Origin of the sequence: Paenibacillus chungangensis (assembly GCF_042675905.1) — a bacterium.
GTDB classification, from domain to species: domain Bacteria; phylum Bacillota; class Bacilli; order Paenibacillales; family Paenibacillaceae; genus Pristimantibacillus; species Pristimantibacillus chungangensis.
In genome coordinates, this window is sequence record NZ_JBHTJZ010000021.1 from 86,030 (window position 1) to 112,564 (window position 26,535).

Here is a 26,535-nt window from a genome sequence, read left to right on the forward strand (position 1 = left end):
TATAATGAATTTACTGATCTTTGACGAATGGGAAAGAAAGGAGAAGGCATGGGCTATCAATTGACGCAACGAATGATTAAGCTATTATGCGGAGCAGAGCATTATGAACGGGGCATGGGCTATTGGGAGAACGGACAAGTCACGGTGCGTCATTGGGGGGGCGATCACGGGGAGCAAGAGAGAACCTATGCGGCAACCATCCTGGCCAACAAAAAGTTCGACGTCTCCGTCGTCATTGACGATAACGGAGACGTGAAGGCGGAATGCAGCTGCCTGTCATTCTATGCCGATCATAAATATTGCAAGCATGTGGCGGCAGCGCTGCTCGCGATTCATCAGGATGCGCATGGCGGCAATAAAGCCCCTGCGCATTCCTACTCCACAAGCATTCTGACTACCTATAAGGAAGAGTCGGAGCCGCTATCAAGCCGATTGGCTCGGCAGCAGACAGCTGCCGGCGGATGGCAGCGGAATAGCGCCGCTTCCGACAACAGGCTGGTGGACAGTGTATTCGACGTGTTCCGGGACAAGCCCGCCAGAGCCGGCAGTGAAGTGCTGCTAGAGCATCGGGAGCGGCTTCAACTGGAAGCAACCGTTCAGCTGGGGGGCGGACTGTCGAGCTCCACAATCGGAATCGAGCTGAAGCTGGGCGTGAAGCGGCTCTATCAAGTGCAGAAAATAAAGGATGTGCTGGAGCATATTGATAAAGCCTCGTCTTATGTGTTCACGAAGCTGTTCACTTACCGGCCTGATGAGCATTATTTCCATCCCAGGGATTACGCTCTCCTTCAGGGGCTAATTCATATCTGCAAGCAAGAAAGGGACTATAAACGCACCATGCAAAGCTCACTCTATGTCGACGCTCGCCCCGCCCGCAATGAACGGCTGCTGCTTATCCCTCCATATGCGTGGTCGCAGCTGATTCCGCTTCTCCAGCAGGCAGGCGCTGTCAGAGTGGAGTATATAAGCAGGACCGGCCGCAGGGGGCTGCTGACACGTTCTTCCTTCTATGAAGGATTCCAGCTCGTCGATGGTGACTTGCCGCTGCGCTTCACCTTCGACTGCGCGGAAGACGGAGAGGGCTATCGCTTCCATCCGCAAGGCTTGAAGCAGCTGACGTTCCTGGAACCCTACGGGGTGGCCTTCTCAGAGGGCAAGTGGTATCGCATCGATGAACAAACGGCCCGGCGATTAACTGATCTGAAGTCTCTTCTGGAAGGGGCTGAGAAGGAGGATATCCTGATCGCACCAGAGCAGATGGAGCGCTTCCTGGATCGCATCGTACCGCAGCTGACCAAGCTGGGCGGCGTGCATATGTCCGAGCAGGTATCGGAGCGAGTGGTGTACAAGCCGCTCCAGGCACGCATGTATCTGGACAGGGTGCGAGAGCGGCTGCTGGCCGGACTGGAGTTCCAGTACGGCGATGTGATCATCAACCCGCTGGAGGAGACTGCGCAGCAGCGGGGAACGGACCGCATCCTGATGCGGAACGGCGAGCGGGAACGGTATATATTGTCCCTGCTGGAGAACGACAGCTTCGGCAAGACGGAAGGCGGTTATGTCATCGAAGGTGACGATGCGGAGTATGAGTTCCTGCATCATATCGTTCCCCGTCTGGAAGAGCTGATGGATATCTATGCCACATCCGCTGTGAAGACGCGGCTTGTGGTCGATACCCCGCTTCCGAAGATCTCGCTCACTTGGGATGAGCGGACCGATTGGCTGGAGTTCAAGTTCACGCTGGACGATATCCCGCAGGCGGAGATCAAGCGAATCGTTCAGGCGCTGCAGGAGAAGCGAAGATACTACAAGCTGCCGAACGGCTCGCTGATGCCTCTGGAATCGAAAGACTTCGAGGCGCTGATGCGCGTGATGAACGAGGTCGGCTTGCATCAGCCGGCGCTATTCGACGATGCCGTCGTGCGTCTGCCCGCCATTCGGGCGCTGGCGCTTGCCGGCTTGCCGGACCATGGCAGCCAGCTCAAGCTGGGCAAGTCGCTGCGCATGCTGCTGGACAATATCCGTCATCCCGATAATATGGACTTCCCCGTGCCGGAACCGCTGCAGCCGCTGCTGCGCGATTACCAGACGTTCGGCTATCAATGGATGCGCACCCTCGCGCATTACCGGTTCGGCGGCATATTAGGAGACGATATGGGGCTGGGCAAGACGATTCAGAGCATCGCCTTCCTGCTGGCCATGCTTCCCGATATTCGCGAGCGCGGAATGCCGGCGCTTATCGTAGCTCCCGCCTCGCTCATGTACAATTGGCGGAACGAGCTGACCCGCTTCGCCCCGGATATCCGGGCAGTCATTGCCGATGGTATCAAGGAGGAACGGGAGAAGACGCTGCGGATTGCTGGAGATGATGGAAGTGATGCTGCCGGAAGCGCTATTGATACTAAGTATAGTGTCGATGTCATCATCACCTCTTATCCGCTGCTTCGAAGAGACGCTGAGCATTACATCTGTCGCAAGTATCATACCCTTATTCTGGATGAAGCCCAGGCGATCAAAAACCCAACGACAGCGATAGCCAAGGTGGCACGCGAGTTGGACGCGGATTATCGATTCGGTCTAACAGGAACACCGATTGAGAACCGGCTGGAGGATCTATGGTCCATCTACCGCGTCGTGTTCCCGGGCTTATTCCCGGATCGGAAGACGTTCGGCGATCTGACGAGGGAGACCGTCGCCAGACGGATTCGGCCTTTCCTGCTGCGCCGCTTGAAGAGCGAGGTGCTGAAGGAGCTACCGGAGAAGATTGAGACGATACAGACGTCGGAGCTGCTGCCGGAGCAGCGCAGGCTGTACGCCGCCTATCTCGCCAAGTTGCGGCATGAGACATTGAAGCATCTGGACAGCGACGACTTCGGGCGGGAACGTATCCGAATATTGGCCGGCATTACCCGTCTGCGACAAATCTGCTGCCATCCGTCCCTGTTCGCAGAGGATTACAAGGGGAGCTCCGCGAAGTTCGAGCAGTTGCTGGAGCTAATCGAGGAATGTGCCGCATCCGGCAAGCGGCCGCTCATCTTCTCCCAGTTCACTTCGATGCTGGAGATGATCGGCCGTGAGCTAGGCTATCGCGGCATCTCCTTCTTCTATCTGGACGGATCCACTCCCGCTGCCCAGCGTGTGGAGCTGTGCAATCGATTCAATGCCGGAGAGCGCGATCTGTTCCTTCTCTCGCTGAAGGCGGGCGGTACGGGATTGAACTTGACAGGCGCGGATACCGTCATCTTGTATGACCTGTGGTGGAATCCCGCCGTTGAACAGCAAGCGGCCGACCGCGCCCATCGCATCGGCCAGCGCAGCGTCGTGCAGGTCATTCGACTGGTCGCTCGTGGTACTGTCGAAGACAAGATGTATCAGCTTCAGGAGCGCAAGCGCAGCCTGATCGACGAAGTGATTCAGCCGGGACAGGAGGCGTTGTCCTCGCTGACAGAGCAGGACATTCGCGAGATTCTCTCGCTGGAGGAGTAAGACGCCAGTGCAACTCGAAGAAAGGCGGCTCGCCATCACTGGCAGCCGCCTTTCTTCCTTTCTCCATTGCATGCCACATACACTAATTCTACTCAAGCCCACCTTTTCGGCACTCCAATGTATACCACCTACACTAATTCCGCTCGCACGCACCATTTCGGCGCTCCAATGCATGCCACCTACACTAATTCCGCTCGCACCCACCCTTTCGGCACTCCAATGTATGCCACCTACACTAATTCCGCTCGCACGCACCATTTCGGCACTCCAATGTATGCCACCTACACTAATTCCGCTCGCACGCACCATTTCGGCGCTCCAATGCATGCCACCTACACTAATTCTACTCAAGCCCACCTTTTCGGCACTCCAATGTATGCCACCTACACTAATTCCGCTCGCACGCACCTTTTCGGCACTCCAATGTATGCCACATACACTAATTCTACTCAAGCCCACCCTTTCGGCGCTCCAATGTATGCCACCTACACTAATTCCGCTCGCACGCACCATTTCGGCGCTCCAATGCATGCCACCTACACTAATTCTACTCAAGCCCACCTTTTCGGCACTCCAATGCATGCCACCTACACTAATTCCGCTCGCACGCACCATTTCGGCGCTCCAATGCATGCCACATACACGACACCACTACAACCCGCCGCGCGCGGTTCATCCGCGTCGCACCCTCTGTCGTAATGCAACGCTACTCCTCCAGATATTCCCTGTACCTGTTTGCTTTGTAGCCCGTTGTCTCCATCAATAGCTCCTCCAGAGTCCGGCCTTGCTCATGAAGCTCATCCATCGGCATATCCACCCTAATCATCCCTTTGTGAATAATGAGCGCCCGATCGATGACATGCTGAATCTCATCCACCAGATGTGTCGTCACGATGATCGTCTCGTCCCTCTTCAAGCTTGTAATCATCAGCTTCAGGAAATCTCGGCGCGCGAATACGTCCTTCCCCAGGAAAGGTTCATCCAGCAAAATGTACTTCGCCCCCTTGGAGAACCCCGCGCATATCTCCACCTTGGCGCGCTGTCCCTTGGACAGCTTCCTGATCGGTTCATCCTCATAGAGGTCGAAGAAGGCCATTAACCGATCATAGCGGCCTCTGTCGAAGCGGGGATAAAAGTCGGCCAGAAATGCTGCGTATTGCATTGGCGTCATATCCGGGAAGTAGCTGCCCTCCTCCGTGACGAAAGCCATCCGGCCATACTGCTGGCTCGGCGGCAGCCCATCCACGAGTACCTCGCCCTCAAAACCGTCCACCAGTCCCATAACCGTCTTCAAGAACGTCGTCTTGCCGCAGCCGTTCGCCCCCAGCAGGCCGACAACCTCACCATCTCCGATTGTCAGATTGCCGATCGACAGCGCGAACGGGCTAGCTCGATAGCTTTTGTACAAATGTCTAAACTCCAGCATGCTCATTCACCTCCGAATCGCGCATTATTGAATACGGATATTATCGACTATTCTTGCCTTCACCGAAGAAGGGGAATAGCCTGACACTTCCGCTTCCTTCGCCAATATTCCTTCCAGTTCATCCGCGTTCATATCCGTCTTCAGCTCACCCTCATACAGCAGCTCTTCATCAGAACTATAGACTCGAATGACAATCCGTCTGGGCTTATGGGAAGCTATGGGAATGTGAATGTCGGCATAATCATAAGCGACTTGCGTCAGCATATACAGCTTGTCGTGAAGATAGATGAAATAATTGAAGTCCTTCCATCTATCTTGATTTCCCGGGTAATTAAGCCGTTGTGAATGAACCCGCTCCACCCCGTCTGCGACGGACAAGCTGATCACCCTCATCGCCCTCTTGTTGTCCGCAGCAATATCGAACCTGAAAGTGATCATCTCATCTTCTGGATGAGAGAATGCTTCATAATTAGGATAAAAGCGTTCCGCGGGGTGCTCCGCCATTCCTTCGGCTTCGACTGATACCAGCTCTCGCACGGTTAACTCCCCAATCCGTTTCCCCGTATCGCCGTCATAGGCTTGAATGACAAGCTGCCCCTCCTTCATCAGAAGTAGCACCAGCTTCCCGCCAACCGATTCCAGTCCAAGCACTTCTACCTTCCCTTCCTCGAGCGCAATTGGCGTTAGCAAGCGGACGTCATTCTCTTCTCCCTTCAGGCGCACATTGGGATATCTTTGGAAACTCCTTACTTCATAGATACCGCTCTCTCCCTTATATTCACTCGTTGTGACAGGTACGAAGAACAGTCGGTCTCCGATGGCGGCAAGACCGTATTCATGCCGATTAGTTGACGGAATTTTATCGCCAGTATAACGTAATCCCGTTTCGATAATGGCATAGCTACGATACATTTCGGAACGATTACGGTTATAATTCTTCCTTACAATCCGGTACCTGCCCATTCCATCATAGAAGGCATTCTCAGCATCATATTCGCCACTTCCAATGACTACCGGATACTCTTCCTTACTTGCAGCGAGCATATTGCTTCTGACCCTCATCGGATAATCGTATAAGGTCGTACGTGTATGCATCGTGCCTTCCTCCATTCGGAACGCCGTCTCATGATAACCATCCTTCACGACACCGCTAATCGTTACATCTTCAATCGCTGCGCGATCGCCGCGGATATCATCCAGCACAAGGGTCCCATCACCCCGCAGCTGGTACAGATGAATCAGAAGCCCTACCACAATCGCGAGTCCAATCAACCCAAGCGGCAATGCCGCATGCCGTTTTAAATTCACCATCCCGTCCCCTCCCCTCACTCCGCTATTGTCCCCGCCCGATATAACCGAACGCTGTGCCACATATACAGTGATGCGAACAGCAGCAAGATGATACTATTCATCGTGAGCATGGATGCTTGGTCTAAGTTAGAGGATATATTCAAGCGGACGACAGTCCCCCTCATCAGAAAAATCCATCCGCCCACCAATAAAACGACGCCCCATTTTCGCCTGCTTCTCTCGCATAATACCGCATAAAAAACGAACGTGATCATTGCAACCATTGTGCTGACCGTCGCGAGCAGCCCTTTCGCGCTGAGCGGAAAAACGATGCTTAGAAAAGCGGAGCGGAGCACAGCGAGAAAAAGTCCGTTATGCATCGGCAGCTGTGCGCTCGCTTCCATCACCATGACGCTGGCTTCCACATTCGCTTCCCAGCTCCCGTAGTTAATAATGACACTGAGCATGAGCGAAGCCCACAGCATGAACAATCCGATAAAAAACGCCGCCAGCTTGCTCCAATAAATCATATCGCGAGGCACCGGCAGCGCCAGCAGCGTGTAGATGCTCTTGCTTCCCCGATAACCGGAGTAAATCGACCTTAGCATAAGGAGCACAAAGGCTATCATATACGCTGCACAAGCGATAGCGCTGCCGGACGTGTCGAATACCGTCTCGAAAGTCTGATACTTTGCCCCCAACTGCTCCATTCTCAGCTTCATCAGTATGAACGGCGTAATGAACATACCCAGCGACAGCAGCAGTGTGCTTCTCATTATCGTTCCGAACTCATGATTCAGCAATTGGTAAAAGCTCTTCATGACTTGCCACCCCCTCTTGTACTAGTCTAGTAATACATAAAACTCAGACTCTCCCTATCATCGAAAACGATTAGACACTCCGTCATTCGTCCCAATGCTTGCTGATGAGCTCAATTACGTTCCTGTAATTCAAGCGGATCTCCTTCACAGATGCAATAAAATCCTGTACGAGTTCAGAAGTAAGCTCTTCCTCGATTCGGCTAATCAACTGCTCGTCAGTATAAATCACGCTGCCCTGATTGCCCATCGTGCGAACATACCCTTCGTCCTCCATCAGTTTGTAGGCTTTTTGCACCGTATTGGGATTGACATTCAGCTGTACGGCGACATCGCGACGAGACGGTAGCCTCTCTCCGGACTCGACCGCTCCAAGCAGAATTTGACGCTTCACGTAGAGGGCGATCTGGATATACACCGGCTGCTTGCTGCTCAGCTTCAGTTCATGAAAATGATACACCGCCCTCCCCACCCTTCTCCTATCTCTATGTATTATATACATAATACACAAATGATGTAAACGGTGCACGCTTCATGACCTCCATCTGCATCCTGGCACATTCTGAGGCGCACTCCCGTTTAGTGACAAGCCGATTAAGCTCTGTGGCAACCGCTACATTCGCCGCATCCGATCTCGAATCAGAAAAAAGCCGCCCCATAGCGGGACGGCTAGACTAATCGATGCTAGTTAGAAGTGACCGTCATCTGATGATGCTGCAGCTCATTCTCCACTAGTGAATCGTCCTCATACAAAGATAGGAAGGAATCCACGATTGCGGGGTCGAACTGACTGCCGCTCTTATCCTTCAAGTATTGCAACGCTCCATCCGTGCTCCACTTCTCCTTGTACGGACGCTTCGACGTCAAGGCGTCGAATACGTCCACAACGCTGACGATTCTTGCTTCCAGCGGAATCTGACTGCCGGATAGACCATATGGATACCCAGAGCCGTCCCATCTCTCGTGATGGTGAAGAATAATATTTTTAGCGGTAGCGAACTCATGCTCGAATAACGTATCGTCCAGCTCTACGTTCACCTTGTCCAGAATATCCACGCCGATCTGTGTGTGCATCTCCACGATCTTTCGCTCGTAGGAAGCCAGCGGCCCAGGCTTGTATAGAATACCCTCCGGCACGGCAGACTTCCCGATATCGTGCAGAATGCTGGAGTGGGCGATCTGGGCTTGCTTCCGTTCGCTCAACTTCAGCCCCGCCAGCTCATTATGCCGAATGACAAGCCTCTCCGTCAGCTTCTGCACTCGGAGCAGATGCTCCTCGATTCCGGGATCGCGAATCTCGCAAGAGACCGCGAGCACACGCAGCAGCGAGCCCTGAATGCCTTCAATCCGCTCCTCGTCTAAGTAGAAGCCCCGCTCAAGGCGCTCCAGCTCGCGGAATACGCCAACGAAGTAGGTGGATTCTTCCTTGACGAACGGCGTAATGGTGATGGAGGAATGCCATAGCTGTCCGTTCTTCTTACGGTTCGTGAACACGCCCGACCAAGCCTTCCCGTCTTGAATCGCTTCTTTCATCTGGTCATAGCTCAATCTAGGGGTGAATGGCGTCCGCACAATGCCCGCCTTCTTGCCGGCAATTTCATGCTGGGCATACCCCGTTATGCGCTCGTATGAATGATTCACTGCTATAATCCGGTGCTGCTCGTCGGTAATAATAACGGCGTCCCCTAACGCCAGGAACATTCGTAAACTGTCTTCCACACTGCTTCACTCTCGCTGTTGTTGGATTTCTTTCTATCATAACAGATTTGAAGAAGTCTGCGCTTCCTATTTTGTCGCAAAATTAGCACACATGTGTCTCAGCCGACATCAGCGTCTATCAATTTATATTTGCTAAACACTATTCCTTGCCGCAGTCACTCATCTTCTCTATATGAACGCGAGAATATCACTCTCTAACTGGATTTCATGTATCTATTTCCTCCAGTATGTCATTCATTATCGTATTCAACTGGATTTCATGCTACTAGTTTGATGATTACAGGTGGATTTGAGAAATCTGCTCCCATAGACGTCAGCGAATGGTGATAGACAAGGATACAAGCAGTAGATAGATCCTCGGCATATTCATATAGTACATCACGAGAAAAGAAGGTGAGACAATGTCTAAAAACAAATTGCTGTTCAGCACACCACAAGGAGGCGTATCGCTTCGTCCGGGAACAAGCAAAATATTGACTAACGATCGCCACCACGATCATCATCATGACAACCATCACAATCAGGATGGTCATGACGACCACCATCATCATGATCATCATCACGACAACACGGGAATCGATATTAGCAAATATGAAACAATACGCGTATATGCGAGAAACCGCAGCAGATCTGCGACCAGCGTATCAATCTCGCTGCTAGTGTCGCAAGACGACCGCTTCATAGCCAAGCTGGATAAGGTCATGCTGGCACCGGGACAGACATATACACAAACGTACAGTGTACCAGGCCAGACGCTTGACATTCGAGCGACAGCAACGCCGCAACGTTCCAACCGCAGCTATAGAGTCGACGTAGTGGACGTTCAAGTATACGGGCATAAATAATGCCTGCGGCTAATTCATGAGCGATGCATGGAGGGTTTGCTTATATAGCTGCATAGTAAACGTAGAAAGTCCCTTGCGGCAAAAAGGCCTAAGGGACTTTTTTGAGCGCCATGCCAACCCCCGCCACATCGATGACGAGGATTGTACTTGGCGTTATCAAGCTGAATCATTAGCTTATTTATCAGGCGGTTATACCATCACCTTGCAGATGCTGTTCGTAAACTCAACCGGATCTTGCACAGGGAGCCCTTCGATTAGCAGAGCCTGGTTATACAGCAACTGGGTGTACAGATTGAACTTCTCCTTGTCGGAGCTATGCGCCGCCTTCAAGGATTGGAACACATCATGATTGACGTTAATCTCCAGCACTTTATCCGCTTGGACGTTGCCGCTGTCCGGCATTGCACTCAGAATCTTCTCCATCTCGATGGAGAGATCGCCTTCGGCGGACAGGCATACCGGATGGCTCTTCAGCCGCTTGGATGCCTTGACGCTCTTCACCTTGCCTGCAAGCAGCTCAACCATCGCTTCGAACAGTTCCTTGTTATCGGTCTCTACCGTTTCGGAAGATTGATCGTCGCCGGATTCAATGCCCAGATCGCCGCTGGACACGGATTTGAATTCCTTCTCCTTGTAGTTCATGATCATCTTGATGGCGAACTCGTCAATATCGTCTGTGAAGAACAGAATATCGTACCCTTTGTCCGCTACGACTTCTGTCTGAGGCAGCTTCTCCAGCCGCTCGACGGAATCGCCTGCTGCGTAGTAGATATATTTCTGATCTTCCGGCATAGCAGCTACATATTCGTCAAGGCTAATCAGCTTCTTCTCCTTGGAGGAGTAGAACAGCAATAGATCCTGCAGATCGCCCTTGTTCATGCCGTAGTCGCTGTATACGCCGTACTTCAGCTGACGTCCGAACGCCTTGTAGAGCTTCTCGTATTCCTCACGCTCGTCTTTCAGCATCCCCTGCAGCATGCTCTTGATTTTGTTCTTGATATTCTTCGCGATCAGCTTCAGCTGACGATCGTGCTGCAGCAATTCGCGGGAGATGTTAAGCGACAGATCCTCGGAATCCACCATACCCTTCACGAAGCTGAAGTAATCCGGCAGAAGATCGCCGCATTTGTTCATAATCAGCACGCCGTTAGAATACAACTCCAGCCCCTTCTCATATTCCTTCGTGTAATAATCGAATGGCGCACTCTCCGGCAGGAACAAGATGGCATTGTAGACTACCGCGCCGTCAGCGCTAATATGCAGATGCTTCAGCGGCTTGTCGAAGCCGTAGCGCTTGTCCATATAGAAAGCGTCATAATCTTCCTTAGTCAGCTCGTTTTTGTTGCGGCGCCAGATTGGCACCATGCTGTTGACCGTCTGCTCTTCCGTCACTTCCTCGAGTTCTTCTTCCTCGCCTTCTCCCTTCGGACGCTGCGTGGTCACGTCCATTTTGATAGGATAGCGAATGAAGTCGGAATACTTCTTGATAATCGCTTTTAGGCGGTACTCTTCCAGGAACTCATCGTACTGCTCATCTTCGGTGTTCTCTTTAATCTTCAGCACGATCTCCGTACCGACGGTATCCTTCTCGGCTGCCTCAATGGTATAGCCGTCAGCGCCTTTGGAATGCCAGCGGAATGCCTCGTCGCTGCCCAGCGCCTTGCTTGTTGCTGTCACTTCGTCGGCGACCATGAATGCGGAGTAGAAGCCTACGCCGAACTGACCGATAATATTATGGCCGTCCTTGGCTTCATTCTCTTGCTTGAACGCCAGCGATCCGCTTTTCGCAATAACGCCGAGATTGTTCTCAAGCTCTTCTTTCGTCATGCCGATGCCTGTATCTGTAATCGTCAAAGTCCGGCTATCCTTATCAGCAGTCACTTTAATAAAGTAATCTTCTTTGTTGAATACGAGCGAATCGTCGGACAATGCTTTGTAGTAGATTTTGTCCATCGCGTCGCTTGCATTGGAGATGAGCTCCCTCAGGAATATTTCCTTTTGCGTGTAGATCGAGTTAATCATCATTTCCAGCAGCCGCTTGGATTCCGCTTTGAATTGCTTCTTAGCCATGAATTGCTCTCCTCTCAGCATTGGGTACTTTGCCTCATTTGTGTACTTCGCATCGTTCACTTGATTTGCATGCTTGGCATGTATTATAACGTATGCCTGCCTTTAGCACTCATATTGTATGAGTGCTAACACTTCTTCTTATATACCATAACCTCTTTTTTCATGTCAACCGTATGGGGGAAATGTCGTTACAATATGATCATTTTGAGCGATAGCGCACACTTTCCGGTCACTTTTCGGGGGGATGTGACCATTTTGCGCGATGGAGGGTTACTTTGGGGATGATTGATACGCGATTCACGAAGCTGCGGCGGTCACTCTTGCGACCACCGCCTCCCGCTTATTCACTTGACTCGGCGCCTACTCACTCAGTTCGACAAGGCCGACACGATCTTCCGCTTCCGCCCACGCCTTCACGCATTCTACGAAGCGCGCTGGCTCGTCCGTCGCGTACCAAGTGATGCCGATATCCAGCAATTCACTCATAGACCGCTGGTCGAAGCGGAACGGCAATACCTCAAGATCAATGCCCGCCGCCGCCGTAACCGCCAGTGCTTCCTTCAGGAATTCGCTCTCCAGCTCGTAAGGCCACATATCAGAGTCATGCCCGTCATTCAGATGTAGCTGCACCTGATCCAGCCCTTCGAAGCCCGACTCAAGGGCCGCTTGGAACGTCGCCTTGATCTGCTCCGCATTGCCGCCGATCCACAGCATGCAGCGGACATCGTCTGCGATGGCCTTCATCTCGGCGCAATTGCTCTGCACATAATGTGTGAAGATTACCTGCCTGTTCACCTTGTACCGATCGATCAACTCGCCAAGCTGGTGCAGATTCACTTCCTTCAGATCCAGATATACAAGCCGCTCCGGCCGCCCTTGCATAGCCTGGAACACTTCCTCCAGCGCGGGAACTCGCTCGCCGGCGAACTCCGGGTCGAATTTCACTCCGGCGTCCCAAGTCGTGACTTCCTGGAATGCCAACTCCGAGACAGGCACGTTCCCAATCTCCTCAGGCGCCGTCGTTGTCCGTGCCAGCGTCGCATCGTGCAGACAGACGATGACGCCATCCTTGGTCGTACGAACATCCGCTTCCGGTATGCCGCCCAGTCTCCAGGCATATTCATTCGCGCCCATTGTGTTGTCCGGAGCCTCGTAAGCGCCGCCGCCGCGATGCGCTTGCCAATACACCTTGTCCGCTCTTCTTCTCACGCAATCCCTCTCCTCCCAGCGCTTCCACTGCTGCTCCGATATTTCCTCTGCCCATAGCTCCAGCAGCCCCAATTGATCGGCAAGCTGGAGAATGGTATAACGGCTGCGCACTTCCTTCGCATACCGCAACGCGTAAGCCGAATCTTCCCTTGCGATGTTAAGCTCTGACGGATGCAAGGCCGCGCCAGCCTGCTCCAATATGCGCTGCACATCGGGAACGAGCGCCAGACAAGTGACAAGCTGCCGCTTCAGTTCATCCCACCGCACACGCAGCCGCTTCACCCGCACATCCAATTGCTGCTGAGGCAAGAACATGGCTTTATTAACCTTCACCATATCCCCGGCAACAAGACCGTAGCCATCATGTATCTCCTTCTCCCACCGCTCCAATTCCTCCGGTGTCTTCGCCGTCATAACTAGCTCATCCGCATCCAGCTTCAGCAGCCGATCATACATCTGCAGAATCATTAACGTTGCCACGCCGACCTTCAAGCCGTGCAGCTCGGGCGGCAGTCCGCGAAGCGCATGCTTCATCTCCCAATAATGGGACAAATGATGCTCCGACCCCGAAGCCGGTCTGGAGTTGCCCAGCATCCCCATGGCAATGCCAGATAAGATGAGCCCTTCCATTAACTGCTTAATCGCTGTCGTATCCACCCCGCCGCTCACTGCGTATACTCTACCTTCAGTAGTACAAAAATTCATTCTCCGCTCAGCTTTACTCCCAATATCGCACCCGCTTCTCCGATCTGCTTCACTCCCTGCACCGTTCACTGGTTCCGTTCCACTCCTCACACCGCTCGCCGGTTCCGCTCCGCTACCCAACCGCACGGCCTGATTGGCGCATGTCTCTACAGCTTGCATCATCATGTCCGCAATGAACGGGCAGTAGTGCTCCTCTTCCACGAGGCTTGCCAGCTGCCAATCTGCCAGCGCCGTCAGCTTGCCCAGCATATCACCGACGCCTGCGGCGATCATCGTCGCTGGCGCCTGACTGAGCACCGTCAGGTCTCCGACGATCGCTACAGGCGACACCGCCTGATACGTCACCTTGAACCCTTCAACGATAAGCGGCGAGCCGCCGGAAGCGAATCCGTCCATAGAAGGAGCCGTCGCCACAATGAGATAAGGAATATCCAGCTTGTAGCTGAGATAACGGGCAATATCGTTCAGCGTTCCCGCTCCTACCGCCACAATGCAGTTCGTGCCAAGTGGCAGCTCCACCAAGGCCTGTCCAAGCGCAAGCTCGTCGGCATAGACTGGCTTGCCGCGCTGAATGCTAGACGTTACCTCATGTCCGTTATCCGACAAGTGCTGCTCCACAGTACGTCCTGCGATATCATATGTGATCGAATCGGAGAGCAGGAATATCCGTCCCCCCAGCTTCAGTTCCTCCAGCACGTCATGGACGCGCATAATCGCCCCTACCTCCAGCACGACCTTCCGCAGTTCCACCCGATGGTGCGCCCCGCACTCGCAATCGAAGCTTGAAGAGGGCCACTCCTCCAACGAACGCTGTAATAAGGCTTCCTTGTCCATCCTTCTCTCCAACTCCTTCCTTTACCACCAAGCATACACAATATACCTGTCAAGTACGAGACAAGAAATCCCCCTAGAACGCATCGCGCTCTGGGAGATTTTCTTTAGTTAACGACAATCAGCCAAGTGATTTACAGATGAGCTTAGCCATCCTGCTCATGAACACGAAGAATACGAACTGTAACTGTATTTTATGTCATTAGAAAGACCATATCTCCACTCTCACACGATGACAACTGGAATTCGTACAGTTCAATCAGGCTATATCATAAAAGATGGCAACCATAGGCCGAAATAGTAGCATGAAATCCAGTTCTTAGTGTCATGCAGCAGTTTTGTAACGAAATGAATGACATGAATGGCATTTAAGCGCTACTCGGAAGCTGATAAGCTTACTGAATACCTTCCGCTTTCGCCTTCTCATTCACTTCCGCAATCGCCTCTTGCAATCCTTTATCGTCATAACCGGCAACAATCTTCTCCCACTCCGCAGCGGGATCGCCTTTGCCCAGCATCAGCTTCGTGATATCCTCGGACGGATTGATAGCGCCAAGCTTGGTCTTGGCAGGCGTGTACATGAACTGAATCGCATAGTTCGTCGGAATCGGATCGAAGTTGTCCAGATGGTGCTTGAGCGCTCCATGCGACATGGCAATTATGTCTTCGCCGTAATTGATTGTATTAATTTCGCTGTCTTCGTATTCCATCTGCTGATTCCATGCGGCCAGCGGTCCGAACAGGTAATGCAGGGACGGGTACTGCTCGCTGAACCCTACGTAAGTGCCATCCTCGTTCTTGTCGCGTGTGATGACGAATTTGTCGCCTTCCTTCTTGTAGTCCACGCCCTCGAAGCCGTAAGCCTTCACCGTCAGGAATTCATCCGACAGCAAGTAATCGTACAGTTGCAGAATACGGTCCATCTTCTCATCATCCACTGCGCTGCTGAAGTAACTCTCAGACCAGAATGCCACATTCGTGAAGCGGTAACGCTTGCCGTCCTCATTCGCCCAGGATACCGGAATTACGGCAACCGCATCCTCGAACTTCACATCCGGATTATATTTCTCCCACGCGGTCTTGTACTGCTTCAGCGCATTCGGGGTCGCTTGTCCAGCTAGCGCGCCTACCTTGCCCTGCCCGAACTTGTCAATGCCGTCATTCGTCTTCATAATCGCAAAGTCGGGATCAATGGCGCCGCTGGCGAACAGCTCGCGCATCTGTACAGCAACGTTCGTCATGCTCTCTGCAGCGTAATATGGAATGTACTGGCCATCTTCCTTCACCCAGGAGCCGTTCGCAACGTTCGGCAGCGTGCCCATTGCAATTGACGTCAGCATGGAGCTGGAGCGGAACGTCAAGCCGATCGTATCGTCCTTGCCGTTGCCGTCGGGGTCCTTCTTCGCGAATGCTGTAAGCATGGCGGCATAATCCTCATAAGTCACCGGTTCTTGCAGGCCGAGCTTGTCCATCCAGTCCTTGCGTACGACAAGCGCTTTGTCCAGCGCCCAGGAATCATTGTCCCGATAGGTGAGGCGAGGAATCATATAGAATTTGCCGTCCACCTTCAAATTTTGCGTATCCGGCAGGCTCAGCACCTTCTCTACGTTCGGATAAGCGCTCAGATCGTCCGGCAGCGGACGGATAACGCCCTGCTCGATCCACGTATAATACGTCTCCTTATTAATGAAATCATGGCTGAATACGTCCGGCAGCTCGCCGGAAACGCTCCACAGCTGCAGCTTCTCTTGATAGTCGGAATAGCTGATTACCTTGTCGTCCACTTTCATGTTGAAATCTTTCTCCAGCTTCTTCAGGAACTCGTCGTTCTCGCGATTGGGGAATGCCTTGCCAATGTTGAAGTACGCCATTGAGATGTCCAGAGTCTTGTCGTTGTTCCCGCTAGTCTTTCCGGAATCATTGCCTGCGTTCGTCTCTTCCTTCTGCGTCCCCGCAGTCGCCGCCGGCTTGGAGCCGCCGTTCTGTCCATTCTCGGACGCTGATCCGCATGCGGAGATTAGCGCCCCCATTAAGACCATACTCAACATTACAGACAATTTGCACTTGCTTTTCATGATGAAGCCTCCCTGAGAATATGTGTTTTGTATATTTTTAAGACGAGCATCTCGTCCTAAAACGGGGTTGGCCTTGCTAGTCGGGCTAATCATCTTGCCATTCCATATCGTCGTGTCTGCTTCCCGCCCGCCAGTTCGGTCAAGCGGCTGATAACCGGCTATTCCTTCACGGCGCCAAGCGTCGCCCCCGCTGCGAAATACTTCTGCAGTATTGGATAGACGAGCATGATCGGCGCCATCGTCATAATGACGCTAGCCATCTTCATCCCGTCGGGATACGTGTTGGACAGCTGAGCAATCATCGTAGCGCTCATATCGTCGCGGGCCATCTTCGTCACATCCATCAGCATCTCCCTGAGGTAGAGCTGCAGCGGATGCATCTCGGGCTCCATCACGAACAGCATGGCATGATACCATTCGTTCCAACGAGCCACCGCATAGAACAGCGTAATAGCAGCCATCGTCGGCAGCGAGATCGGCAGCACGATACGGAACAGGATGAATATATCGTTGGCGCCGTCTATCTTCGCGGACTCCTCCAGACTCGGCGGAATACTGCGGAAGTGATTGATCATAATGATCAGGAAGAACGTATTGACCGCGAGCGGCAAGATCATGACGCTCATCGTATTGATCAGATGCAGCCCTTTGATCGTGAGATAGTAGGGAATAAGGCCGCCGCTGAACAGCATCGTGAAGATAATGCCGGACATCATGATCCTCTGGCCGGGCATCCCCTTCTTGGACAAGGCGTACGCGCCGCAGGTCGTCACCAGCATATTGACGATTGTTCCGGCAACTGTAACGATTACCGAATTAAGATAAGCCGTTCCGATATAACTCCCTTGCAACACCATCTGATACGAGGACAGATCGAAGCTGGTCGGGATGAGATAGAAGCTCTGCTTCGCGACGGCGGACGGATGGGCGAATGACGTAATGACCACGTTGTAGAAGGGCAGAATCATCATGAAAGCCAGTAGCAGCAAAACCGCATGTATCGCATAGTCCGCCCCGTTCATTTTTCTTCTCATTAGACAAGCCCCTCCTGTCCGATTCGCTTCACCGCACGGTTCGCGGCGACAAGCAGAATGCAGTTAATGACGCCCTTGAACAAGCTGATCGCGGTGGATGTGCCATAGCTCGATCCTACGGCGAACGTGCGCCGGTACACATAAGTATCCAATATATCTGCGACCTCATAGACCGCCGGGTTATACAGGTTGAAGATCTGGTCGAATCCGCCGCCTCCGGAGCTCATCATGCCGCCTACATTCAGAATGAGCAAGATGGCGACAGTCGGCTTCAGCATCGGCCAAGTGACATGAACCATCTGCTGGAAGCGATTCGCTCCGTCTATACTTGCCGCTTCGTACAGGGAAGGCGGAATACTGGCAATCGCCGCCAGGTAGATGATAGCGCCCCACCCCATATCCTTCCATATGCTGCTGCCGAACAACAGACCGCGGAACGAGGAAGGGTCCACGAGCAGATTCAGCTTCTCGAAGCCCATCATGGCAAGCAACTGGTTCAGCACGCCCGCCGATCCCAGGAAGTTAATCAGAATGCCGCTCACAATGACCCATGACAAGAAGTGCGGGAACGTGTAGACAACTTGATAGAACTTCTTCATTCTCGCCTTGCGTACCTCATTCAGCAGCAGCGCGACGATGATGGGGACCGGGAATTCAATCAATAAGCGCCCGAAGGCGATAATAAGCGTATTGCGGAAGGCGATCCAGAAGTCTTCCAGTTGGAAGATCTCCCTGAAGTTCGCCAGACCGATCCATTCGCTGCCCATAATGCCCGTCGCATAGTTGAACTGTTTGAACGCGAGCATAATGCCGTACATCGGCACGTATTCGAAGATGAAGTAGTAGAGCAGCAGCGGAAGCACCAGAATATAAAAATATTTGTAATCGGCTATTCGCCTCCATTGTCTCGAGCGCTTCGTCATGGCGTCATCTCCCCTTCTTCTGTGGCTGCAATGGTGTTGCCGTGCCGTATAACCCCACTATATCGGAAGCAGCCGAAGGCTCATATGAACATTCCTCATGCGTTGTATGGACATATCATCTTTACATCTAATCAATAAAAAAACCTCAATCGAGGCCTTTCGAAGATGAGCGAGCGCGTTCGTTAACTACTCTCTTCCGGCTCGCACGCGATTCCGCCACTTTAGTGGTGGCTGCATACACTGCTGACGCGATCGCACGCGATTCCGCCACTTTAGTGGTGGCTGCATACACTGCTGACGCGATCGCATGCGATTCCGCCACTTTAGTGGTGGCTGCATACACTGCTGACGCGATCGCACGCTATTCCGCCACTTTAGTGGTGGCCGCATACACTGCTGGCGCGATCGCACGCGATTCCGCCACTTTAGTGGTGGCTGCATACACTGCTGACGCGATCGCACGCTATTCCGCCACTTTAGTGGTGGCTGCATACACTGCTGACGCGATCGCACGCGATTCCGCCACTTTAGTGGTGGCTGCATACACTGCTGACGCGATCGCATAGGTCATTTGAGAGAAAATCGCCTAACGGCGTCCTTTTACACCTCTCTTCAATCTCGCATGCTCCCATTCGGAGACTACTCTCTCCATACATGAGAAAACCCCCTTACGGCTGCCATCGAGCTTATTACGCTCCAATTCCACTATTTCTGCTGTAAAGGTTGCCTTGGAGCCTATTTCACGCAGTAACATACGATATCGCACTTTCTACGCTCCATAAGCTCCAGGGCATTCGTTAGCCAGCATAATAGCCCCTTATGAGCCAAATAAGCGCTGTGGCAACCGTCCAACGCCTGCAGCTCACCGTCCGCCTACTTTTCCCCCTCCAACCGAGGCTACATCCCTTGCAACCAGACAACTAGCTACTTTCCGTACTCCAACCGAGGTCACATCGCCTACAGCCTACCATTCGCACACTTTCCTATCTCCAACCGAGGTCACATCGCCTACAGCTCACCGTCCGCCTACTTTTCCCCCTCCAACCGAGGCTACATCCCTTGCAACCAGACAACTAGCTACTTTCCGTGCTCCAACCGAGGTCACATCGCCTACAGCCTACCATTCGCACACTTTCCTATCTCCAACCGAGGTCACATCCTCTGCAGCCCACCACTCACCCGCTTTCCTAACTCCAACCGAGGTCACATCGCCTACAGCTCACCATTCGCACACTTTACTTGCTCCAACCGAGGTCACATCCCCTGCAGCTCACCATTCGCACACTTCACCCAAAATAAGTCGAGTTGAAAGACAACTCCAACCCCAAAATTATATAAATTCTATTACCATAAAAAAGCCGCAATACCATACGCCGATGCCAAAAAGCCAAGAGGATTCCAATACGCGATGGGAACCTCTTGGCTTCTTCTATAGGGAAATGATCGGACTGCGAGCATCACTGCGCTTCCCGATAAGCGGTCGGCGTCATGCCTGTGTGCTTCTTAAACGTTCTTGCGAAGTAGAAGTAGTCGCGATAGCCCGTCCGTTCCGCAATATCGCTCACAGGAAGCTCTGATTCGCGCAGCAGACGCTGCGCACATGCCATCCGCATGGACGTCACATACTGTGTAAAATTCGTTTTCATCTCTTTCTTGAACAATTGGCTCAAGTAGTTGGGATGCATAAAAAATCGCTTGGATACGCTCTGCACCGTGATGTTGTGATAATAGTTCTCCTGCAGATAGCTCAGGATCTCTCTCAGCTGCGGATTGCCTTTCTTCTCTTGAAGAAACGGCCCCTGTTCTGACAACTGCTCCGGCTGCTGCACCTGCATTCCCGTCTCGGGCTGCCCCGACTGCTGCGCCTGCATTCCCGCTTCATGCTGCCTCGGCTGCTGTTCCGGCAGCCCCCCTAGCTGCTGCGCCTGCCGAGTAGACGCTGCCCTCTTCTCCGACTGCTTGTCCAGCCGCTTCTTAATCCGCTGCACCACTTCGGCCAGCTCTCCGCGATGGAACGGCTTGATGCAATAGCCAGCAGCGCCCGTATTCATCGCCTTGCGCGCATACTCGAACTCCGCGTGGCCGCTTGCCACCACCATTTCGATCGCATAGTCCTGCTCCCGCACCTTCTGAATCAGCTCCAATCCGTTCATGCCCGGCATCCTTATATCGACGAACGCCAGATCCGGCTGCAGCTCCGCAATGCGATCGTAAGCGTCCACCCCGTTATAAGCCTCGCCTGCTATCCGGAAGCCGTACCCCTCCCAGTCCAGCGCTTTCTTCAAGCTCTCTACAATCCACCTCTCATCATCGACCAGTAGTACTTTATACATTCTGTTCACCTCTTAATGGAATCGTCATCGTCACGACCGTCCCTTCATCGCGCATGCTGTCTATCACTAACGCACCGTCGGCCCCATACAGGAATCGCAAGCGCTTGTCTACATTGACAAGTCCGATATGGTCCTTCACCTCAAGCTCCTGCTCATGATCGCTCAGCTTCAAGCGAATTCGCTTCAGCACAGCTTCATCCATGCCTACGCCGTCATCCCGAACTGTAATGACCAGACCGCCCGAAGCATCCTTCCGGCAGCTGATCGCAAGCGTGCACTTCGTCATGCTCGGTTCAATGCCGTGCAAGAGCGCGTTCTCGACGACCGGCTGGAGCACCATCTTCGGCACATGGCAGGACAGCACTTCTTCCCCGTATAAGCGGACCGTCTCGAACCGATCGCCGAACCGGATCTGCTGCACCTTCAAGTACGCATCCACCATAGCGACCTCCTCACGCAGCGTCACCGTGTCCTCTCCCTTCACACTGTAGCGGAACACTTCCGCCAGACCGTCTGCCATATCGTACAGCTCGTCCACTTCCTTATAAGCCGCTATCCCCTTCATCGTCTCCAGTGTGTTGTATAGGAAGTGGGGCTGAATCTGACTCTTAAGGAAAGCCAGCTCCGCCGCCTGCTTCATCAGCTCCAGCTTCATTAATCGCGTACGCACATGCACCAGCTTGTCCGTCAACGTGTCGATCTCGTACAGCAGCAGATTGAACTTGCTTGCCATAAGCGTAATCTCCTTATACCCCTCCAGCGATAAGCGCTCCTGGAAGCCGAATGATCCGCCTACCCGGATGGAATAGATGAACTGGATGAACTTGCGAAGCGGCTCCAGAATATGCCGGCTCACCCGCCAGAAGAACAGCAGCACGATCAGCAGCAGCGCAACCACACTATAGAAAATAATCCGCTTCACGTCCTCCATCCCCGAGAACAGCTCACTCACCGGAATTCTGCTCACAATAGCGCCTCCCAGCTCCGGCAGTGGCTCCCGATGGACGACATACGTCACTCCGTCGTCCCCCATTCGCCTTGTCCCCCACTTCATCCCGGGATCGGTCAGGAATGGCGCCAATGTGCCGCCAATGCTGGATAAATCGTTGCTGGAGTACACATGATCCTCACGGTCGAGGATATAGAATTGCCCAGACGTCTTCTGGGAGATGGTCCGAATCTCAGGCGCGATCGCATAGACGTCCGCCAGCAGCAGCACATAACCGATTTTGATGCCGAATGCGCTGTATCCTCCCATGGAATACACCGGCAGCGCCGCAACGATTCCCCGCTCCACCCTGGTTCCATTCCATTGCTCCGCCGTATAGTAATAGCCGCTCGACCGCTCTGGAATTTCACTCTTCGGAATGGCTTCCGCACAGCCGTTGCAGTTGAAGGAGTTGCCTTCGAGCCCGATGATGGCTACATCGACAATGCCCTGCTTCAGCGATTTCAGATTGACGATCAGCTTCGATATTTGGTTATATAGCTCATACCGAGTCACCGGATCCTGCTCCGTTATATATTGTTGAACGATCTCGTTGTAGCCGATCGCAGCCATCACCCGATTCATCGCATTGACATTGGTTCCGATATTATTGCGTATCGTGAGCAGCAATTCCTTCGTATTATCGTTGTTCTTGTCATAGATCAGCTTGCTGTACTGCCAGTACGAGAGTGCGCTGATGGCGCTCACCCCCAGGAAGACGATTAGACCTATGCTGACAAGCTGCCACTTGATGGAATGCCGGCGCAAAAAGCGAAGCATGACTGACTCATCCCCTTCAGCTTTAACCAATATCCACACAGTATAACGGGGGCATGTTAGCGCAGTGTTAATGAACATGTATTCTTCAGCCAGGTCAAGATCAGTTATAGCGAATTGGGCTACTTTACCATCACTCCCAGGTGACTTACAATTAATGAAAAGGAATGCAATATTTATTCGAGGTGAGAACATGAACCGAATGCCATCCATTGCACAATTGCGAATTGTGGAGTACGAGTCAAGTCAAGTTACGCCGGAGCTATTGCAAATATGTGGAACGAAAGCCAGGACAGCTGGGGCGGCGGCAATCATGTGCGCACGGCGGAGATGGTGGCGCGAGAGATCGAGAACGGCGACAATCTGCATGTATTCTTGGCTGTGATCGGGGAGAGAGTAGTCGGCTATTGCAGCTTCGCGTACTATAAGCATGATGAAGGCGCACTCTATGTGCCATTATGGAACGTCAGTCCCGCTTATCACGGCATAAGGTCGGAAAGTCGCTCATCCTCACTGTCGTTAAGAAGACGGTCGAGATGGGCTGGCCACGGCTTGATCTGTTCACATGGGCAGGGAATACGAAGGCCGTTCCGCTGTATAAAAAATGCGGGTTTTTCTGGGAGAAGAAAGACGACTCCGTTCATCTGATGAATTTCATCCCGACCGTGCTGCAGACCGAAGCGCTGCTCCCCAGTCTGGAGAGGTTAGATTGGTAAGCCGACAGCTCGCGCTCGCTGGACATCAAGCCAATCAGTAGAGATCAGGGAGGTTGGTCGACAATGCCAATTATAGATGTTCATATTCATATGTCCGACATTGAGAGCTTCCACCATACGGCACGGGATCTGTCGGGCGTGGATTATAGCGTGGCAGGACTGCAAGCGGAATTCGCGGACAATGATGTGGTGCTGGGTATCGGCATGGGTGTAGAGGAGCAATCCCGAGGCGCATTCCCCGATACGACGGCAAGCAATCCAATGGCGCTGGACCTGGCCCAGCCGATGCCGCCATTCCTGATGGAATGCGTCGGCATTAATCCCGTCCAGCTGACTGCTCCGAACAGTCTGGAGCAATTGGACGCGATCGAGCGGCGCCTCGCTTCGCCGGATGTGGCCGGCATTAAGCTGTATGCCGGCTACTACCATTATTATGTGACGGACCCTGTATACGGGCCCATCTATGAGCTGGCCAAGCAATACGACGTGCCCATCGTCATCCATACGGGCGACACCTATTCCATCAACGGACTGCTGAAGTATTCCCATCCGCTGACGGTCGACGAGCTCGCTTATCAGCAGAGAGACGTTCGCATCATGCTCTGCCATCTGGGAGATCCGTGGGTGATGGATGCAGCGGAGGTCGTATCCAAGAATCCGAACGTCTACGCCGACCTGTCCGGCTTGCTCGTCGGCGAGAAGCGGCAGTTCGCCCGCTTCGAGAGCGAGCAGCTGTTCATGGATCACTTCCGCCGAGCGCTCATCTATGCGGATCGCTACGACAAGATGCTGTTCGGCACCGACTGGCCGCTGGCGCCTATCGACGTCTATATCGACTTCGTGCGTCAGCTTGTGCCCGAGCAGCATCACAACGACGTATTCTACAGCAATGCATTCCGCGTATTCCCGCGAATCGCGCAGCGATTGGAGCAGCTTTAAGGGAAGGAAGCGAAGAGAGAGCTGTTGGAGAATATCCAACAGCCCTCTCTTCGTCGAGCATCCTCAGTTTCCATGATAGAGCAACTCCATCATGTTCTGCTCCAGAACAGCGGCTTAAGTAAACCTAAGGAAATCAATCGTTGCATATGAAACAAGATGTTTACATAGTCTCGTCTGCCATAAAGCACACGGTCAATATAAACATCTGGAGGAAGTACCCGATAAAACACAAGATAATTGCCCGATACCAAAAAACGATAATCACTCTCGATATCAACAATAGAGGAAAGTTTGGCTCCCGATTCGGCAAAATCCTGTAAACGATATACTGCGTCCATAATTCGACTTACTACATTCATTGCCGCTTCAGAATTGTCTAAATCTTCTACAATATATTCCCAAATATCATCTAGGTCTTTAAGTGCTTTGAGGCGCTCTCACATCACTAGCTGAAAGCCAACCATTTTCTTCTCCGGATTGTTTGCCTTTTGCAAGCTCACCCATAAGTTTCCGAGTTGATCCCCGTAGCCTCCGTTGACAACAGAAGCCGTATCCAGATGATTCAACCCGCTGAAAATGTTCTCCTTCCTGACCCGGGTAATCCCGGTGAGCAGCGCAAAGTTCAAGCTGGAGTTGGTTTTCAGTGCAGCGCTGAGATAGTTCCTCATAAATCCGATAACTTGCTCAAAATAACCGTGGCTGTATCCGCTGATGATCGGAGTATCATATTCGTCAATTAGCACGATCACTTTTTTCTGATAGTATCTTTCCAGATAGTCGGTCAGTTTTTTAAGTGACAGTTGCAGTTCCGCATTGCTTGCTTTCTTGTTCCTGATATTTGCAAAATATTCGCGCTCGCTATCTTCCAATATAGCCGTTACTTCATTGTGATTTCTGTACAAATCTTGCATCAACAAACTGATTTTCTCATAAGTGGTTTCCCAGGCTGTATCCTTCAACTCCTTCATACTGAAGAACAGGACCGGATAATGCGCCGCGTCAGCGAAAATCGGCTGCCCCTCTACCTGCAAACCGGCAAACAACCCCCGGCAGTTTTCTTTCACATTGTAAAAACAGTTGACCATGCTGAGCGTCAACGTTTTGCCGAACCGGCGGGGACGAGTGATCAAAGTAACCTCTGCTCCACTATTATCCAATTGTTGCAATAACGACGTATTATCTGCGTAATAGTACTTTCCAATCACTATTTTCTGAAAGTCGTCTATTCCGATAGGCAGCTTTTTCATCTGTTCCAACTCAACCGCCTCCTTCTATGCCCATATGGGACAATCTGTTCCCATTGTACTATATTCTTCGCTGCAAAAAGATGGGGCTGGCCCTGCGGATCAGAGCCTCACTTCACGTCTGTTTTCATGAGAGCGGTACATCGCTTCAACAACTTCAACAATAGAGCGCGAGTATTCCATTGTACATAACGGTTCGCGACCCGTCTCGATACTTTCAATCAAATCATAGACTTGCAGCGCGAGCGGCGCAGCCAATTTTTCTGTTGGCAACGGCTCGTAGTCCGCATCTCCCCGACTGATCCACGCTCCAACTCCTGTTTGCAGCCGGATTCGCCCGGCTGTGAACGACAATTCGGTTATATGATTGGAGCTGCCCTTGTATCCCGATTGAGCGATCGTCGTGCATAAACCGTTCTCATGCTCAAGCATGACGATTCCGCTGCCTTCCACATCTCCCCTGTCACCCAGAAATGTCATCTGAGCTTTCACTGCCACAATCGGCGAACCCGTAAACCACAGCAGCTTATCTACGGAGTGCGAGCCAAGATTAGTCAGAATACCGCCGCCCGACAGCTCTTTTTGCAAAAACCAGTCTGGCCGACTGCTCTTATAGTAATCAACATGCCGTGTATCCGTTATCATCACCAGCTGGCCTAACTCTTGAGAGTCAACCACTTTCTTCACTGCACGATTCTCCGCAAAAAAATGCTGTGTATGCCCAACAAGCACCTGCACTCGCTTGCGCCTAGCCGTCTCTATAATCGCGTCGCATTGTTGTGTATGTAATGCCATTGGTTTCTCCAAAATAATATGACAGCCCGCTTCAGCCGCCCGGATCGCAGACTCACAGTGAAGATAATGAGGCAATGTGATAATGGCAATATCGAGATGTTCCCGCTCAAGAAGTTCTCCATAATCTGTGTAAAAAGTTATACTCTCGTAATTTTCTGTCAAATAGGACAGACGACTCTCGTTTTTCTCAGCAATCGCCACTACCTTCACTTGTTCCACTTCGCGCAACGCCTTGAGATGCGCTTCAGCGATTGCCCCGCCGCCGATAATAGCTACTTTATAATTCGTGCTCATAACAATCCCCTCCTACTC

19 protein-coding genes and 1 pseudogene are annotated in these 26,535 nt (G+C 52.4%); 5 read left to right on the plus strand and 15 right to left on the minus strand.

Annotated elements, in window-relative coordinates; all coding sequences use genetic code 11:
- Positions 1-48: 48 nt before the first annotated feature.
- On the plus strand, positions 49-3,486 hold the full coding sequence (locus ACFQ2I_RS13965) for a DEAD/DEAH box helicase (protein WP_377565005.1): 3,438 nt from the start codon (positions 49-51) through the stop codon (positions 3,484-3,486).
- 706 nt (positions 3,487-4,192) lie between these two features.
- On the opposite strand, the gene ACFQ2I_RS13970 is transcribed toward ACFQ2I_RS13965, so the two are convergent.
- From ACFQ2I_RS13970 to ACFQ2I_RS13990, 5 genes are all read right to left on the minus strand, one after another.
- On the minus strand, positions 4,193-4,912 hold the full coding sequence (locus ACFQ2I_RS13970; RefSeq protein WP_377565006.1) for an ABC transporter ATP-binding protein: 720 nt from the start codon (positions 4,910-4,912) through the stop codon (positions 4,193-4,195).
- A 24-nt stretch (positions 4,913-4,936) separates the two neighbouring features.
- Complete coding sequence (locus ACFQ2I_RS13975; RefSeq protein ID WP_377565007.1) at positions 4,937-6,223, minus strand: hypothetical protein; 1,287 nt, start codon at positions 6,221-6,223, stop codon at positions 4,937-4,939.
- 14 nt (positions 6,224-6,237) lie between these two features.
- Positions 6,238-7,023 carry a hypothetical protein gene (locus tag ACFQ2I_RS13980; protein ID WP_377565008.1) on the minus strand — a complete coding sequence of 262 codons (786 nt, stop codon included), beginning with the start codon at positions 7,021-7,023 and terminating at the stop codon, positions 6,238-6,240.
- Between the two features lie 82 nt (positions 7,024-7,105).
- Complete coding sequence (locus ACFQ2I_RS13985) at positions 7,106-7,480, minus strand: GntR family transcriptional regulator (RefSeq protein ID WP_377565010.1); 375 nt, start codon at positions 7,478-7,480, stop codon at positions 7,106-7,108.
- A gap of 224 nt (positions 7,481-7,704) precedes the next feature.
- A complete protein-coding gene (locus tag ACFQ2I_RS13990; protein ID WP_377565012.1) occupies positions 7,705-8,739 on the minus strand; it encodes an HD domain-containing phosphohydrolase in 1,035 nt (344 codons plus the stop codon).
- A gap of 401 nt (positions 8,740-9,140) precedes the next feature.
- On the opposite strand from ACFQ2I_RS13990, the gene ACFQ2I_RS13995 reads away from it, so the two are divergent.
- Positions 9,141-9,584 (plus strand): hypothetical protein, encoded by a 444-nt coding sequence (locus ACFQ2I_RS13995; protein WP_377565013.1) that lies wholly within the window; start codon positions 9,141-9,143, stop codon positions 9,582-9,584.
- Positions 9,585-9,773: 189 nt separating this feature from the next.
- On the opposite strand, the gene htpG is transcribed toward ACFQ2I_RS13995, so the two are convergent.
- The 5 genes from htpG to ACFQ2I_RS14020 form a co-directional block, all read right to left on the minus strand.
- Positions 9,774-11,654, minus strand: a complete 1,881-nt coding sequence (htpG, locus tag ACFQ2I_RS14000) for a molecular chaperone HtpG (protein WP_377565015.1) — start codon at positions 11,652-11,654, stop codon at positions 9,774-9,776.
- Between the two features lie 360 nt (positions 11,655-12,014).
- Positions 12,015-14,402, minus strand: coding sequence for an iron-containing alcohol dehydrogenase (locus tag ACFQ2I_RS14005; protein WP_377565016.1), 2,388 nt, complete (start codon positions 14,400-14,402; stop codon positions 12,015-12,017).
- Positions 14,403-14,794: 392 nt separating this feature from the next.
- Positions 14,795-16,474 carry a hypothetical protein gene (locus ACFQ2I_RS14010; protein ID WP_377565018.1) on the minus strand — a complete coding sequence of 560 codons (1,680 nt, stop codon included), beginning with the start codon at positions 16,472-16,474 and terminating at the stop codon, positions 14,795-14,797.
- Between the two features lie 158 nt (positions 16,475-16,632).
- Positions 16,633-17,508 (minus strand): carbohydrate ABC transporter permease, encoded by an 876-nt coding sequence (locus ACFQ2I_RS14015; RefSeq protein WP_377565020.1) that lies wholly within the window; start codon positions 17,506-17,508, stop codon positions 16,633-16,635.
- Positions 17,508-18,431, minus strand: a complete 924-nt coding sequence (locus tag ACFQ2I_RS14020) for an ABC transporter permease (protein ID WP_377565022.1) — start codon at positions 18,429-18,431, stop codon at positions 17,508-17,510. Before ACFQ2I_RS14020 ends, ACFQ2I_RS14015 begins: the two co-directional genes overlap by 1 nt.
- Before the next feature lie 224 nt (positions 18,432-18,655).
- Between ACFQ2I_RS14020 and ACFQ2I_RS14025 the strand changes: the two genes are divergently transcribed.
- Positions 18,656-18,997, plus strand: a complete 342-nt coding sequence (locus tag ACFQ2I_RS14025) for a hypothetical protein (protein ID WP_377565023.1) — start codon at positions 18,656-18,658, stop codon at positions 18,995-18,997.
- Between the two features lie 891 nt (positions 18,998-19,888).
- Here ACFQ2I_RS14025 and ACFQ2I_RS14030 read toward each other — a convergent pair.
- A complete protein-coding gene (locus tag ACFQ2I_RS14030; RefSeq protein WP_377565025.1) occupies positions 19,889-20,764 on the minus strand; it encodes a response regulator transcription factor in 876 nt (291 codons plus the stop codon).
- Positions 20,757-22,532 carry a cache domain-containing sensor histidine kinase gene (locus ACFQ2I_RS14035; protein WP_377565026.1) on the minus strand — a complete coding sequence of 592 codons (1,776 nt, stop codon included), beginning with the start codon at positions 22,530-22,532 and terminating at the stop codon, positions 20,757-20,759. Before ACFQ2I_RS14035 ends, ACFQ2I_RS14030 begins: the two co-directional genes overlap by 8 nt.
- Positions 22,533-23,065: 533 nt before the next feature.
- On the opposite strand from ACFQ2I_RS14035, the gene ACFQ2I_RS14040 reads away from it, so the two are divergent.
- Both ACFQ2I_RS14040 and ACFQ2I_RS14045 read left to right on the plus strand, forming a co-directional pair.
- The gene (locus ACFQ2I_RS14040) at positions 23,066-23,245 is read left to right on the plus strand and encodes a hypothetical protein (RefSeq protein WP_377565049.1); all 180 of its coding nucleotides are present in this window, start codon (positions 23,066-23,068) and stop codon (positions 23,243-23,245) included.
- Positions 23,246-23,308: 63 nt separating this feature from the next.
- The gene (locus tag ACFQ2I_RS14045) at positions 23,309-24,184 is read left to right on the plus strand and encodes an amidohydrolase family protein (protein WP_377565028.1); all 876 of its coding nucleotides are present in this window, start codon (positions 23,309-23,311) and stop codon (positions 24,182-24,184) included.
- An 89-nt stretch (positions 24,185-24,273) separates the two neighbouring features.
- Here the strand turns inward: ACFQ2I_RS14045 and ACFQ2I_RS14050 are convergent.
- The 3 genes and pseudogenes from ACFQ2I_RS14050 to ACFQ2I_RS14060 all read right to left on the minus strand — a co-directional run.
- A pseudogene (locus tag ACFQ2I_RS14050) lies at positions 24,274-24,600 on the minus strand (type II toxin-antitoxin system RelE/ParE family toxin); the annotation flags it as partial.
- A 21-nt stretch (positions 24,601-24,621) separates the two neighbouring features.
- A complete protein-coding gene (locus ACFQ2I_RS14055) occupies positions 24,622-25,431 on the minus strand; it encodes an AAA family ATPase (protein ID WP_377565051.1) in 810 nt (269 codons plus the stop codon).
- A 99-nt stretch (positions 25,432-25,530) separates the two neighbouring features.
- On the minus strand, positions 25,531-26,517 hold the full coding sequence (locus ACFQ2I_RS14060) for a Gfo/Idh/MocA family protein (protein ID WP_377565030.1): 987 nt from the start codon (positions 26,515-26,517) through the stop codon (positions 25,531-25,533).
- Between the last annotated feature and the right edge of the window lie 18 nt (positions 26,518-26,535).